This window comes from Janthinobacterium sp. Mn2066 (assembly GCF_049319705.1).
Taxonomy (GTDB): domain Bacteria; phylum Pseudomonadota; class Gammaproteobacteria; order Burkholderiales; family Burkholderiaceae_D; genus Janthinobacterium.
Genome location: NZ_JBMOUF010000007.1, coordinates 383,144 through 397,707, shown reverse-complemented (window position 1 = coordinate 397,707; position 14,564 = coordinate 383,144). Strand labels below are relative to the sequence as shown.

Annotated in this window: 12 protein-coding genes; 7 read left to right on the top strand and 5 right to left on the bottom strand. The window is 46.2% G+C overall.

Features of this window, described 5'->3' with window-relative positions:
* Positions 1–34 precede the first annotated feature (34 nt).
* The 4 genes from ACL9RI_RS16265 to ACL9RI_RS16250 form a co-directional block, all read right to left on the bottom strand.
* Positions 35–1,162: a TniQ family protein gene (locus ACL9RI_RS16265; RefSeq protein ID WP_422727555.1), complete on the bottom strand. Its 1,128-nt coding sequence runs from the start codon at positions 1,160–1,162 to the stop codon at positions 35–37.
* Positions 1,159–2,235 (bottom strand): TniB family NTP-binding protein, encoded by a 1,077-nt coding sequence (locus ACL9RI_RS16260; protein ID WP_422727554.1) that lies wholly within the window; start codon positions 2,233–2,235, stop codon positions 1,159–1,161. Before ACL9RI_RS16260 ends, ACL9RI_RS16265 begins: the two co-directional genes overlap by 4 nt.
* Complete coding sequence (locus ACL9RI_RS16255) at positions 2,162–3,676, bottom strand: integrase catalytic domain-containing protein (RefSeq protein ID WP_422727553.1); 1,515 nt, start codon at positions 3,674–3,676, stop codon at positions 2,162–2,164. Before ACL9RI_RS16255 ends, ACL9RI_RS16260 begins: the two co-directional genes overlap by 74 nt.
* 232 nt (positions 3,677–3,908) lie before the next feature.
* Positions 3,909–5,129 carry a hypothetical protein gene (locus tag ACL9RI_RS16250; protein ID WP_422727552.1) on the bottom strand — a complete coding sequence of 407 codons (1,221 nt, stop codon included), beginning with the start codon at positions 5,127–5,129 and terminating at the stop codon, positions 3,909–3,911.
* A gap of 99 nt (positions 5,130–5,228) precedes the next feature.
* On the opposite strand from ACL9RI_RS16250, the gene ACL9RI_RS16245 reads away from it, so the two are divergent.
* The 7 genes from ACL9RI_RS16245 (at position 5,229) to ACL9RI_RS16215 (ending at position 13,479) form a co-directional block, all read left to right on the top strand.
* The gene (locus tag ACL9RI_RS16245) at positions 5,229–5,504 is read left to right on the top strand and encodes a DUF6471 domain-containing protein (RefSeq protein ID WP_422727551.1); all 276 of its coding nucleotides are present in this window, start codon (positions 5,229–5,231) and stop codon (positions 5,502–5,504) included.
* A 601-nt stretch (positions 5,505–6,105) separates the two neighbouring features.
* Positions 6,106–6,354 (top strand): DUF6471 domain-containing protein, encoded by a 249-nt coding sequence (locus ACL9RI_RS16240; RefSeq protein WP_422727562.1) that lies wholly within the window; start codon positions 6,106–6,108, stop codon positions 6,352–6,354.
* Positions 6,355–6,540: 186 nt separating this feature from the next.
* Entirely contained in the window at positions 6,541–7,851 is a 1,311-nt protein-coding gene (dndC, locus tag ACL9RI_RS16235) for a DNA phosphorothioation system sulfurtransferase DndC (RefSeq protein ID WP_422727550.1), read from the top strand.
* Positions 7,848–9,908: an AAA family ATPase gene (locus tag ACL9RI_RS16230; protein ID WP_422727549.1), complete on the top strand. Its 2,061-nt coding sequence runs from the start codon at positions 7,848–7,850 to the stop codon at positions 9,906–9,908. Before dndC ends, ACL9RI_RS16230 begins: the two co-directional genes overlap by 4 nt.
* Positions 9,905–11,380: an FtsK/SpoIIIE domain-containing protein gene (locus ACL9RI_RS16225; RefSeq protein WP_422727548.1), complete on the top strand. Its 1,476-nt coding sequence runs from the start codon at positions 9,905–9,907 to the stop codon at positions 11,378–11,380. Before ACL9RI_RS16230 ends, ACL9RI_RS16225 begins: the two co-directional genes overlap by 4 nt.
* Before the next feature lie 10 nt (positions 11,381–11,390).
* The gene (locus tag ACL9RI_RS16220; protein WP_422727547.1) at positions 11,391–12,620 is read left to right on the top strand and encodes an AAA family ATPase; all 1,230 of its coding nucleotides are present in this window, start codon (positions 11,391–11,393) and stop codon (positions 12,618–12,620) included.
* Positions 12,613–13,479, top strand: a complete 867-nt coding sequence (locus ACL9RI_RS16215; RefSeq protein WP_422727546.1) for a hypothetical protein — start codon at positions 12,613–12,615, stop codon at positions 13,477–13,479. Before ACL9RI_RS16220 ends, ACL9RI_RS16215 begins: the two co-directional genes overlap by 8 nt.
* Positions 13,480–13,548: 69 nt before the next feature.
* Here ACL9RI_RS16215 and ACL9RI_RS16210 read toward each other — a convergent pair whose 3' ends face one another.
* The gene (locus ACL9RI_RS16210) at positions 13,549–14,490 is read right to left on the bottom strand and encodes a DUF4238 domain-containing protein (protein ID WP_422727545.1); all 942 of its coding nucleotides are present in this window, start codon (positions 14,488–14,490) and stop codon (positions 13,549–13,551) included.
* Between the last annotated feature and the right edge of the window lie 74 nt (positions 14,491–14,564).

The window sequence follows — 14,564 nt, the reverse complement described above, 5'->3', positions numbered from 1 at the left end:
GCATTACACCAAAACAGAAGCTTGCCCTGGCCGCTTAACCTCTACTTTTAGCGCGCTCTAAAAATGGGGGGATTACCGCCTGCTCTGCAAATGAGGCATATAAAGTTCTTTTATTGACCCCGATGCGGCGGGCAGCTTCCTCTACCGAGATGCAAGGCGTCTCTGCTGCAAACCGTCCGAGCTGGGCGCTAATTGCGTGGATGTTCAATTTTTGGGCTTGCTGCCGCTTTTGGGCGGGAGTACAGTCACGTGGAATATCGAGCAGTCTCCGCATTTCGCCCGTGAAAATATCTGCAACTTCGCAGCCCAAGACATAGGCCAAATTTACTACTTCGGCGAATGGGGGAATGCGATTTTCGTTGAGCCATCCATGGACAACTGACTTTGATTTCCCAATCATTTTCGCGAAGGGGGCGTATTGTCCATCAGCATGCTTTTGACAGGCATTCCATATGAATTCGGAGAATTTAATAACGGGAAGCCCCGTTGTTGAGTAAGGAGTATCCAAAAAATCATGGACCAGTTGAGCCTTTATAATCTGTGAATCGGCTGCGGGTAACAACTTTCGCTGCGTACCCAAATCCGTTCCACACCGTTCGCAGATGTTTGGCAAATATTTAGCTTGAGAGCAATGCAAACTCGCCTCTCCAGCGCAATCGCATCCCGAAACTAGTTGTACTCTGTGAATAGGGCAAGCTTCGACAGCTCGCACTTCCCAAAGCAATCGGCCATACGGCGTTCCCGACTTTGCATCTTCACCCAAACAGCATGGGCACCATTTTCGGTGGAGTGAGGTCAGGAGGGTCGTTGGCACCATGCCCCGTAGCGGCAAGAAGGTTAATTCTTGAAGTTTTCGATGACCAGTCAGTTGGTTCAGCGCATTGGACCAGTTTTCAGCAACCGTGCCTATGTTATGAAAATACGATGTCTTCCAAGTGTCATCTATGCCTGAGACTTGACGACGGGCCACCCCCAGTAGCGGTGTAACTACCTCTCGGGCCAGGAGATGCGGTGATATCGCATGGGCATCAGCAAGTCGTTGAAAATAGCTGGCTAAACTTTCCCGGGTCGCGCCCTTAAATACGGCAGGTGCGAGCTTATAAAGTGTTAAACGGGCGGGAAGCTTTACTCGCTCGACTACGCTGTAGTCATCAATATTCATTCCTCCTCCGCGATAAGTCGTTTTTTATGGGAGTGGCGTGTAACCATATTTTCTCCTTTAAGCGTTTCAGCGAGCATGGATTCAAGTTGTGCATCGGTGAGCAAGGCATTTTCAAGATGTGCCATTTCGAATTCGCCGCTGGCATGCAGAACGTTGGTTAGCATCCTAGCGAGCGTTTCCTGCAAGCTGCCGATGCAGCCGAGTGTTTGCTTTTGCAATGACTTCGCAAATTTTGAAAGGTCAGGAATTGTCGTAATTGGCATACTGGCCTGCAATGCTTGAAGCGTTTTCTTAAACGCTAACTCGTCTGCAGGGGTTCCAACCATGTAGCGGTCTACATGCACGATTTGTGTACGGCGCATGATTTGAGCGCTAAGAGCCAGTATGTCAAAAAGGTCATATGAGCCAACCACGATTAAGGTCACCTGATTTTGATTGCAAAAGGATTTCAATGCATTGAAATCCTTCTGCAAATATGTGGGATTGCTTTGCAATAGATGCGCCGCCTCATCGATGATAAGTGCTACGGTCTTACGCTCTTTCATCGCAAACTCAACGCTTTTTCGGAGACTTACGATATCCGACGTAGTTTGTGGCACGATGGACAGTCTGGAGTCAACTTTTCGCGTGTCGACTTTACGATGCATCAAAGGCTCGTTTAAAGCCCGCCCAACAGCGCTATAGAAAACCCACCAAGGTGTAGATTTTTGGCCCGTCTCTTCGGCTTCCACGCAGACAATGGGCACAAGGCTTGTATCGGCCTCAATGAGGTCGTGATTTTCGCTGAGAATCTTTGCCTCCAAGAGATGGGCCAGCGTCGACTTGCCTACACCCGTTGGGCCGACTAGCAACACGATATTGGTGCCGCTATGGGGACCAATCATGCGGTGGATACGCTCAAACGCTGCATTGATTTTTGGATGCCGAACTTTGACCTTCTCAAAAGCCTTCTGGTGTTGAGTAATACCTTCAGAGTTCCAAGGAGGTTCGATGCCAATTTTAGAAATAACCATATTCGTCATCGCTGTAATGAGCGGCAGGCGGTTGCTCCTGCTGCTGTTGGGACTCAGCATGGCGTAGCTTGTCCAAGAGGCTGTCGTTGGCAGCCGGGCGTGGGTTAGTTTTTTTCACTCGTGGCGGCTTTGGAGCCGCGCTGGAACCGGCTTGGCCGATAAGGTTCTCAGGCTCGGAAGTCAGTGGCGAATTCTCGCCCACGGAGGCGGCATAAGCCGCCTCCGGACGCCGAGGGGCGTCTGGTAATTCGCCAGTTGAATAAACCGATACTTCTTGGTCTAAATCGATAGCTTGGCTACTTGTAGCCTGATGCGAAAAATCAGCATCATCATCGACCGATACGCGGAGTACGGGATGCAGCAGATTATCGCGTTCGATGCTTCCTATACCCATAGGCTCGTAGAGGTAGCGCATTTCCTCGCTCTCGGCGGCAAGGCGGGCGTCAAAGTTGGACGCGACGGCCACGTACGTCCATTTCTTCAGTAGCTCGGGCGTCAGTTTCTGCCCCTTGGTGAGGAATTTTTTGCTCGTTTCAGCTACGGCATACTGAAGTTCGAGTGCAGTGCAGCGCCGTAACTCGCCGACCAGCTTAGAGCGAGCAGTGTGCCAGGTGCTGTCAATGAGCACGTAACAGTATCGAGGGTCCCATGGGTCCGGGCGTACAAGAACCTTTCGCTGTTTGGACTTCAGGCCTTTGAAACCGTCGTGCCAATAGTAATAGTGTTGAACCTTCACTCCCCGCTGTATATCAACAATACGGGTTTCGTCGTCGACCGATGGGCAGGTTTCGATTAGAAATAGTCTGTCCAGCTTCACGTGAGTGTGATTGCGGGCTCCAGTCTCAGCTAAAGTTTTCTTCAAATGTGCGACGGGCTCCTCGCCGTGAGCCGGATGAGGCTTGGTACCATATAGCTCACTGAAATACATATCCAAAGCGCCATGCAATGCGGGCAATGTCCATTCCACAAAGTTTTTTGGATTTACTAGCTTTGTAATGGCGCGATTTTTCTTCATCAGCCGAGTATTTCCTTCTAAGGTATGAATCAGCTGTGATTGAGTGGTGCCAAAAACGCGTTCCATAACCGTACCAAATCGAGGTTTTCCCTTTGGCCTATATTTCAAATTGCATCTATAGGCGGCACAAACTCTATGAAAATTCTTTGAATGAAACTCTGGCCCATTATCAACAACAATAGTTTCCGGTAATCGATCATGACGGCGAACAATATCCCGCATAACCATCATGCAAGACCGATAACTTGGCGATTCGGTAGTGAGGTAAAACCCAACAATTGCTCGTGACTTCGCATCAATTGCCAAAGTTATCCAAACACTGGTTGCTATTTCCTTAAATGCCAAACTGTGGATTAAAATTTTAAGCGGCGTATGGTCAATATGAACAATTTCAAAAGGCCGTACACCATGAATGGGAGCACCAGCGTCAAGATACAAAACAATAGGGGCAGTTTGATATTCATTTCGACTGCCGTCCCGCTTCAAAGTCGAGCTTGCAGACGCTATCAACCCGAAAAAGCTTTTTTCCGAGCAAGGTTTAATTTTCTTTTCAAAGCATATCGCTTCAAATGCACGAAAAGCGGCACTTTTATTTCTCCCTGATGGCCGCTCATAAATGTCTTTCCGAGTTTTGTCTATGGTAGCCAGTACCTCGTCGGATAACTTTGGAAGATAATTCCCTACTCGCCGCTTTGGCGCTAAGTTAATTATCTGTTCGCTAGCACTTTCTGCGATTCATAGGTTTTTTTTTCCAACGCTGGATTGTTCTTATTGAAACACCAGCATTCAACCCTTGGTCGTTCTTATCAATTTTTTCGCGTCTCTTAATTGCAGCATCTACTTGAGAGGGGGAAATTACCTCTGTATTTTTGTTTGTCTCGGTGCTTTCAATATTGAGAGGCTCAATTTTTCCAGTACGATAAAGATGGAGTAAGGTAGTATTCGACATTTCAAGCGGATTTTCGCTTGAGTTATCAACCAAACCATTAAAAGGCGAAATTACGGAATTTTTATCGCCAACGAAGGTTAGGATATAATCAACACCCTCATACTCGATACGAGTGCCACTCTTCAAAGTGAAACCCGTTGAGCCTGATGGATGGACTGTGGGTATTTCCGGTAGGCTGTTAAACATCTCCATTGCCGCCAAGTCGCGGAACACGTGAGTACGATGCCTCTCGGCTAGGTCATCATTGTCCAGGTCTACCACAAGCGAACCGTGCGCAATGGCCCAATAGATATCATCGGCTGAGAAAGACAAGGGCTTGATTGCCTGTACCCCGACATGTTTTTCCATATCTTTTGTCAAATTGACGAGGTCTTGTAGAGAAATAATCGGGTTTTTCTCAAGAAACTCCTTTAACTCCATCATTGCCTCGCCAGAGGCACGTGGGCACGAAGGTAAATAATAAGCGCGCAAGAAACTCAAATTTCGAATCTTTTGCTGATTAACTTGCTCAGGCGTACTCAAAACATACTGCATGCCTAGTTCAGCGAAATGGGCCTCCATAATCGGAGCATGCCATCCACCACCATATGCGGGCACATATCGTTCGGGATTGGCTTTTGCGAGATTATGCAAACGCTTATCTTGCCGCCATTCCTCGACAATGATTCCATCTTTTTTGAGCAATAAGAAGTCGGGAATGTGCTGCCACCGTCCATCTGGATATGCCACGTCCAATTTCATCGGTTGCGCGTAATACTCCAGAACGTCAGAGTCAAGCTCATAGGAAATTATAGCGGGCAGCTCGACGGTATGACTTTCCGCCGCAATAGACACACCCATTTTCGCGCTTTGGAAAATATTCATAACGTTCGCGCCGGTGCCACGAACGTCTCGTACTGGAGATCCGCGACGAGCTTTCCGGATAGCTTCCTTACCTTCGTTCGGAAGTCCAAGCTCATCAAGATACTGTTCCAGTTCGTAGTTATTCAAATAATTGCCCTCAAAGCCCATCAAACTAACTGTTGTAATCCGTCACAAAACGTATCAAAAACGACACGCGGGCGGCGATTCTATTTAAATGGTTTTAAAATGTCAATATTAAAACCATTTAAATGTATTAATAAAACTATGCCAGATATTCTTGACGAAGCTTCCAATATCCTGAAAGCTGAATTGCGCAGACGAGCAATCACATACAAAAATCTTGCAAAACTGCTCGAATCGCAAGGGTTAAAGGAAAACGAAACTCAGCTGCGTACAAAAATCAACAGAGGAGCATTCTCGTTCCATTTTTTGATTCATGTACTAAGGGCTATAGGTGCAGATAAGGTCGATATCTCAAACAAGCAACGGTATGAGAAGTGAACCGTATGCTTTTTGCGAAGTTACTAGAGAAACGAAACAAGCCGCAATAACGTTTGACTCTACATTTTGACCGTGTGCGAATCACTAGTAGCTGATGTGTGAATCACTAATAGCTCATGGGCGAATTACTAATAGCTCATGTGTGAATAACTAGTACTTCAGAGGAGAGTAAGTACAAACGGAAAAACCTAGCCGTTGTATAAAAGCGACGGGATTCGGGCAATATGAGGGAGGCAATCCCTGCGGAGTACGCGGCACTGCGGCGTTCGAGAGCGGTGCAAAAATGGAAACGTTTTAATCAAATTGCGATGTGCATCTGCGGATGCTGCCGACGTTGGGAACGTTCGTTGGAGTCCTTCTGCACCCATCCTCCGAGTCTTCGTTTCGGTCCACGCTTGCTTAACTGCCATCTTCTTCCCTGTCATTGGCCTGGTTGCCTAAGCCCTTTACTTAGTGGAAAAAACAAGAACGAGTTTCATATAAAGCATCTAAAAATATCGAAAACGGTATATTGATATCATATATGCGATTTATGTAGCGTTTTCTAAGCCATGTCGGCGAAGATGATGGTCTTTATCAAACAACGTTGCAAATTATCAACATGGCAGACTGGAATTTGGAGGCTAGCCGAATCTTGCGCGGCGAGCTGGTTCGCAGGGGAATCACCCACAAACGGCTTTCTCAGTTGCTGGCAGTGATTGGTGTCGACGAGTCCTCAAGTGCTATTACGAACAAGATGTCTCGTGGGACATTCAGTTTTGCATTCTTTCTTCAGTGCATGAAAGCGCTGGGACGAACCCATGTAGAAGTTAGCCTGGAGGAAATAGGGCCTAACAGACCTCTAGAGTGAGCACTAAGGGATAGAGCTACTGTTATGCAACTGTGGCAGTAGTGGCACCATCCTCAGCGGGATGTGCCGTAATTGCATGAAAAGCAATTGGCAAAACAGTTGTCAAGGTACAATAGATAGTCATCATTGAGTGATGACGTAAGCGAGCTTATAGGCAACATCTGCCAGGTTGGAAGTGAGAGAACTATGAACAACATCGACGAAACCAAACAACTGCTTCGTGAGCAATATGAAGCCGATAACCGACCATGGGTCGTTGCCTACTCTGGAGGCAAAGATTCGACTCTCGTTCTCCAACTTGTGATGGAGTTGCTGCTCGAGCTTGGGCCTGCTGCACAAAAGCCAGTCTATGTGCTTTCGAGTGATACAAAGGTAGAAGCACCTATCGTATCCGAGTACGTCATGGATGCAATGAAGCGCATTGAGGCTTCAGCACGCGCACGCAACCTGAATTTGCACACTCAGCTGGTTTTCCCAGATATGGACGAAGGATTCTGGGCAAAATTAATCGGTAAAGGTTACCCGCCTCCTAGCCGCTGGTTCCGGTGGTGCACGAGCAATATGAAAATTAAACCTTCACGACGTGCGATTGATACGATTGTCGCAAAAAGCGGAAGCGTGATTTTGTTATTGGGCTCACGTATGGATGAAAGTTCCTTGCGTGCTCAGTCAATTCAGTCGTTCACGAATAGTGAACGAAATTTGAATCCGCATCACGAGATACCTGACGCGATGGTGTTCAAACCTATTGTTTCGTGGTCAACTGATGAGGTGTGGGAATATCTATATTCCAATCCCCCCGCTTGGGGAGGCAGCCACGATAAGATTATTCAATTGTATCGTCAGGCAAATGGTGGGGAATGCCCTGTGGTCTTCGACCTGAATACGCCTTCTTGCGGTGGGAGTCGTTTCGGCTGTTGGACATGCACTGTAGTAAAGCAGGATAAATCCATGGAAGGATTTATTGCTACTGGTGAAGAGTGGATGAAGCCACTTAACACATTCAGAACGCACCTAATTGAATACAGAGACGCAGAGGGGATGCGGAGCCCTGTCAAACGGGATGGAACGCCTGGGACAGGTCCCTTTACCGGCGAAGCCAGAAAACAAATTTTGCATGAACTCTTGGAAACAGAAAAGCAAGCTGGGTGGGAGCTGATTTCTACTGAGGACCTCACTAATATTCAGCGAATTTGGAATGTGGAGTTTGATTATACAAAGGCGGAAGTCTTAAATATTGCGAAAAAATTTGGTCGCACTCTCACTGCCGATTACCTCGAACATCCGGAGGAAGCGGTAAAGGCGTCTGCAATTGATTTTTTGGAGACTGCGGCGCTTGAAGCGGACGTGCCAGCTGAGTTATTGCATGCCATTTTACATCTGACGAAAAATAAGTGGTCATCGCTTGAGATGTATGGTGCCAAAACAGGCCTAGAACGCGACCTCGAACAAACATTGATTTTAGCTGCGAAGCAGGTGGAGCAAGCCGCCCCATGATTTTTAAAAATATTACAATAAAGAATTTATTTTCCTATCGCGAAGGCGTTTTTAATTTCCCGAGCTTGAACAAAGAAGGCCGAAATGTCATTCTAATTCATGGTAGAAATGGATTTGGTAAGACTAGTTTCATTAATTCGCTGATATTATTTTTTGTCGGCAGTGGTGACACTGAATTGCGAACCGTTTCGAAAGGAAAACAATATACTTCGCGAGAATACATGCTCGGCCGTGGTGCAGAGTGGGAGGGTGTATTCAATCGAAAGGCTCTCGCAGCCAAAGAAAAGGAATGCAGTATCTCTGTAACTTGGGAAGAAGCGAGAGGAACGGTCATCGCAACCAGGTCCTGGTCATTGGAAGGAACTTCCACGATTGTAGAGACATTGGTAATTCAGCCGAGTTTTGTAACTGACGAAGACGTCCTCGATGATGCGGAGCAACGGCAAGAGTTTTTGAACCGCCGACTTCCCCGGTCGTTAGTTCCTCTTTTCATATATGATGCCGAGCAGGTCCAAAAGATTGCAGAAAGTAATTCTGAGGCCGTATTGGAACAAGTCGAGCGTCTGCTTGATATTACCTCTATCAACACAGCTGATAATTATCTAAGCCGCGTTCTTCAAAAACTTCGCCGGGACAGTAATGCTCGTCAAGAGCAGTTGCGATTAGAGCAACTTCGTGGGCAATATGAAGTGGAGCGGTCCAAGCGCTCTCAAGTTGAACTTGAGATTGATAGCTTCGAACGTGAAGATGTTGACCTCAAACGTCGAATAAAGGAACTTGAAAAGCGTCTGAATACTTCTCGGGCGGCCGTGAATGAACAGAGCGAAAGCATTGTTAAGTCACAAATTGCAGAGAAAAAAAGCGACTTAGAGAGTAAAACTGCTTTATTCATAGACTCTTTCCCTGGCGTTGCCCCCTTAGTATGTCATCCTAAGCTTCTCGCCGCGACCATAGCTAAAATAAAAGATAGCTCCCAAGGTAAAGCGGAGTTAGTTGAAGAGCTGCGGGCAATTATTTCTCGCTTGCCATCGCGATTGTTCGACGAGCCGCAACATCCAAAGCCGCAATTGACAGAGTCGCAGACTAGATTCTTAAAACAAAAAGCCGAGCTATTAATTGAGTCGGAAATCGAATTGGCTAGCGCGTCAAATGATGAGGGTGCTTGGAGAGTTAGTGTTGAAAGGGCTCGAAAGATTGAGTCCGTGCTTCGCCCGTTTACTACCAATGGGGTCGTGCGTGAAACTTACACTTCACAGCTCCGAGACATAATCAAAATTTCTAGGGATGAGTTAGCACTTTCAGCGCAGCTCGATGACCTAAGTTCACTTCCTGAGACCGAGCGTGAGCGGCAGCTGGCTCGCCGTTCAGAAATTGCCGATTTGGCTGGCCAATCTGAAAAGCTTCGCGAAAGAATAGGTTCTCTTAAAGAGAGTCTCAATCCGGCTGGTCGTTTAATTGAAAAATTGAAGACTGACGTAAATGTTCAGGAGCGAAAAGTTAGTGAGGCCACTCGAAATCAAGTTGGCGTCGAAATAGCTGAGAAGGCTCTGAACGGAATTCGATTATACCGAGGTGCGCTTAAGCAAGCTCGCCAAACTGAAATACAACAAAAAATGAATGAGCATTTTAAAGTGCTAATGGATTCAAATTCATTAATTCAAAGCATTGTCTTTGACGAAGATTATAAAATTAACTACCTGGATGCGGACGCAAAAACCGTTGGTATGGGAAATATTTCTGCTGGTATGAAGCAACTCGCAGCGCAGTCGTTTCTTTGGGCACTCAAGGATGTCGCGGGGATGCCATGTCCTGTCGTAATCGATACGCCCTTAGCTCGTATCGATGCTGGCCATCAAAAGCTGCTGATTACTAAGTTCTATCCGGCCGCAGCGGAACAGGTGATTGTTTTACCTACAGACTCCGAGCTTGATGCTGCAAAGTACACTTTACTCAAACCCTTCATTGCTGGCGAATTCTGCTTGAGCAATCCCAAAGGCGATTCGACTGTCGTTACCTCGGGAGTACCGATGCACTCAGCTGCGGGAGCCGTTCAATGAGCAAGGTTTACATAAGTGAAGAAGATGAGTTGCTCGTCCGAAAAATCTTAAGAAAGGGTCTTCTTGCAGAGGACCGGGAACCGAAGTGGAAGGCCCTACGGTTGGCGTTAGCCTTGTCGTTTGCTCGCTCAGAGCCCCCATCTGAAGAATACGATGATTATCGCCCACGGGGTGGCGAATACGCTTGGGAGCAGTTGCTTGGGAAAGAACCTGAGGTCAATTACGAGGATTCGTATAGAGCCGTTCTATCTGTCTATCATGACTTGGACTTATTCGATGCAGCACACGATGAATTTGGTCGTTTGCTCCAACGCCATATTCGGAGGGGGCTCGCGGAAATTCGCACTGGATGGCGGGAAACTCATAATTTCTACGAATTTCTGTATCAGGAATTACTGAGCCGTGTCCAAGTTCCTGACGCAGTCGAGACGGACTTGAGTGGGCCACTAATGGCTGCTCTGACTGAGTTGGGTATTGCGGCGCAAATTGCTAAGCGAACCGACGGCCCGCGCCTACAGAGTTTTGATTTGATTCTGGCTGATGCAACACAGCTTCGCGCCCTACAGAAGGCAAATGAAAATCTGGCGCTTATTCTGGGCACGGGTCCTATTTCGTTTTCTTTGCCAGGTACACCACGAACTGTTACCGCACACATTCCGAAGCCTAAGGATGCCTGGCATACAGTCACGTGGGGCCAAATTTCCAATGAAGTCCCCGATGAGTCAGATGCACAACTAGGCGTTTGTCTGGGTGTTGACCCCACGGGTACGGCAGTCAAGTTTGATTTGTGCCAGGCGCCGCACCTCTTGGTGGCAGGTACTACGAATAGCGGTAAAAGCGTTACCCTGCATGCGATTATTTGTTCGCTACTCGTGAAGAGCGGAACGGATAAATTGAAATTGTCGCTCATTGACCCCAAGCAGGTCGAGTTTGCCGTGTACAAGGGATTGGCTCACCTTACACCTGAAAGCCCAATCACGGATATGACAGTTGCCAAAAAGCATCTTGAAGATATCGTGAACGAGATGGGCGAACGTGAAGCGAAGCTTGCAGAACTGGGGTTCAAAAACCTCCTGGAATGGAGAAAGCAAAGGACTGATGCGCCGCCTTACCATGTGGTTTTCGTGGAGGAATTGGCCGACTTGATTATGCAACACCCCGAGGCGGAAATGCCGTTAGTTCGGCTGGCTCAAAAAGGGCGTGCTAGTGGGATACATCTGGTATTGGCGACACAAAGGCCTGATAGCGTGACGCTGAGTGGGCTGTTGAGAACGAACGTCCCAAGCCGAGTAGCTTTGAGTGTGCAAAAAGCTTCCGAATCACGAATTATCTTGGACGATTCTGGTGCTGAGCTCTTGCTTGGGCAGGGCGATGCGCTTGTGAAAATTGTAGGTGAGGAAGTGAAGCGAGTGCAGTGTGCATTCGTGGATAATTCCGATATTAAATCAATCATGTCGGGTCGGCGCTCTTAAAAAGGTAGAAATGGACAATTCGTTTATATTGACGGAGTTTGTACCACTCGGGCTCACATTGGAGCGAATTGGTCCTTTTCAGGATAGGGTTGAATACTTCGACTTCAGAGATGAGCCTGGTGAGCCCAGCAACTACTTTCTATTTTTGAGTGGAAACGGGCGCGGTAAAACCCATATTCTTGAAACGATGGCCGCGCTTATGGGGGTGCTGGGTAACCATCCAGAGCGCCCAGCGTATCCGTTTGGATTTGAGCCTCTGGATGCAGGAGAGGGCCGCGCTCAGCTTGATTTCCGGGCGTCGTATGCTAGCGAAGGTGTTTCACACACCGTTGTCTTTTCTATTTTTGGGGGCCGTGCTGAATCGGAGGTCTGGTTCAAACCTTGGTCTCAGGATATGTTACTCGAGGTGCGAGCCGAGAGCTGGCATAACGTAAGCGTCATCAGGCGAGGTAGTAGTGATTTCCGCTGGGCAGGTATGGCCGATAACTGGTCCAAGGAATTCGTTTCATGGATTGCAGATAGTGTCGGAGAGAACGTGGAGGCGTTTGCCAATTCTCCGTTATCTGCGCCTACGATGATTTATTTCCCGGCCTATCGTGACATTGTGAAGTTGCCTACATCAGAGCGCCGAGCAATTGAACCGCCTACAGACTGGAACTACCGCCCATTGCATGTGTTCCGCCAAGAGGGCCGCAGCTGGACTGAGTCGTTGGATAATCTGCTCGTCTGGATGCTTTGGCTGGACGATGGTAGATACGACGCAGCACTGGAATTCGTGAACGAGTTCATGTTTGCTGATTCTGATAAAGAATTGTTGGGGATTCCTAATCGTAACGAGTTGGTTGCCAAGGTGCGTACATTAGGTTCTCAACCTTACCGCCTGGACCAGTTGAGTAGCGGTGAAAAGTCGTTGATGCAAATTTTCCTTCGGGTAGGTGCACATATGACTCGGAATACAATACTGATTATTGATGAAGTTGATGCCCATTTGCATACGCAGTGGCGTTCGCGGATTTCCATTAGATTAAAGGAAATGATTCATCGAAATGCTGGCTTATGTGTATATCTCGCTAGCCATGCTATGGAAATAATAGATTCACTGGCCATAGAGGTCGAGGAAAAAGGTCTCCGAAAGTCTGCTGCTATTTTGGAAAGTCCTGAGGAAGAAGAGCGAGCACAGAAAATTCAAGAAGAGGTAGCTTTCCTCAAACGTAGCTTTGAGGAGGGAACTCATGGCTAGTATACGTGGGCGCGGGTTTTCGACGTCACAGATTAGAAGTCGCTACGCCAATCGTGTTGAAATTTTTGTAGAAGGTCAAGACGACCTCGGTGTTTACAAAAACTATTGGTTTGCGAACATTTCTGATAAAGCGGTTTTTAAACTATCAGAAACTGGACCAATCCCTATTTCTGGTTGTGTTGGAGTTGAGCGAAATGTGCTATACCAGCGAGCTGCGGGCATTCAGGCGTACGGCTTAGTAGATAGAGATTCCCTGGAGGATTTGGAGTTCTCATGCACGCCTGACGATGCCTTATTTTTGTCTGAAAACCAAAATAAGAACCCCAATATCTACTATACATTGCGATGGGAGCTTGAGAACTATTTGATTGACGCGGTTGCCTGGGAGCAGGAACGTGTTAATGCTAAGACTAAAGGTGATGGGCGACGCTCCACTGATGAGGTGATGGTCGAAATTTTATCTCATTGCGATATTCTTGTTGCGCATGCAGCCGCTAATGCTTTGTTACATTCCATAGGCAAGGCCAAGATTGGGGATGGATTTGGTTCGCACGTAGATAGCCGGGCCGCCTTCGAGCAGCTTTTATTGACCGGCCCCTTTAAAGGATTTGATGAAAAACAACTCGACGCCTACGCGTCGTGGAAACAGAAAATTGAGGCATTTGATTTACCCAACGGTACCGTCGAACAGCGTGTTTTTGCTATATCTCGTCGTATTCATGGAAAAGCCTTGGTAGAGAGATTCTTTAAAAAATATAGTATTCAAGACGATAAGCGATTTAGTGTCGCTGGCCGAATATCTGGACGTATCCCTCAGGAAATTTCTGCCAGAATTCAGGAGTGGGTGCAAAATATTTAAGTAAATAGCGATTGAATTTTTTGAAAGCATTGAGACTGCTTATATAAAATTATTCAATCGCTTTTCATTTTACTGATAATGCGACAACTCAATCTCTGATACGCTAAATGCGTTTCTATTCTTGTTATCCCATATTTTCCTATTAAAATCGCTCACCTCATTTCGGCTAATTTTTTTCACTGATTTAATAAAGTAATTGCTTTTTAAGTTATCCTTTAGGACCTGTTCTTTTAGATTTTTTTGCTCTTGAGGATGTAAGATTGAATCTTCAAGAAGAAGCGCTTTGTTCGGGCTGATTGGCCAGTATAATTGAATATTTTTGTCCTGTGGCGTTTTAAGATTTAACACTGGGCAGTCATTGGTGATGAACTTTAAATCAGTTTCATTTTCCAATATAGTCAAAGTACTAAGCTTTTCAATAGCTGCCAAAGTCATTCTCTCGGAAAGAATCAAACTTGAGATGATATGATAAGCGTTGAAGTCGATACCTCTTCCTTCTAAAATTTCTGCAATTTCTCTTTTTATATTATTTTTTGCTTTTTGCGTTCTTGTTAATTGGTTAAACATAAAGCGAACAATATAGTTGTACTCCTCTATATCGATATTTGAATATTCTGCATTTAGTAGTTTTTTGTGCGCAGATGAAACACAATCTTCAACTACGCAATAGAATTCTTCGACCAAATTAGCTTGTCTTGCCTCCAGATTAATTATTTCACCGGGGCTTAATGGAAGTGCTTCTTCTAACCTAAAGAATAGACCTGCATCTATAATGGTTTTTAAGAGATTTCGCGTGGGGATGTTGGGTAAAAGTGAATTTTCACGAGTAAGTAAATCAAATTCATTTTTGTTTAAACTTTTTATTCTATAGAAGTAATTTTCCGCCGCAATCTCTTTTGTTGTTTTTGGGTGAATTTCGCTTCCTATATTTGTGTAAAGTTTTTCCTCCGTTTTTGCCCATAAGAGCAAATAAAACTGGCTAACAAAATGGTGTTTCTTTTTCTTTTCCATATTTTCATTACCTATAAATTATTGCATTGCTACCATTAAAAATGGTGCACTCAATGTCCTTAAATTTGACAGGG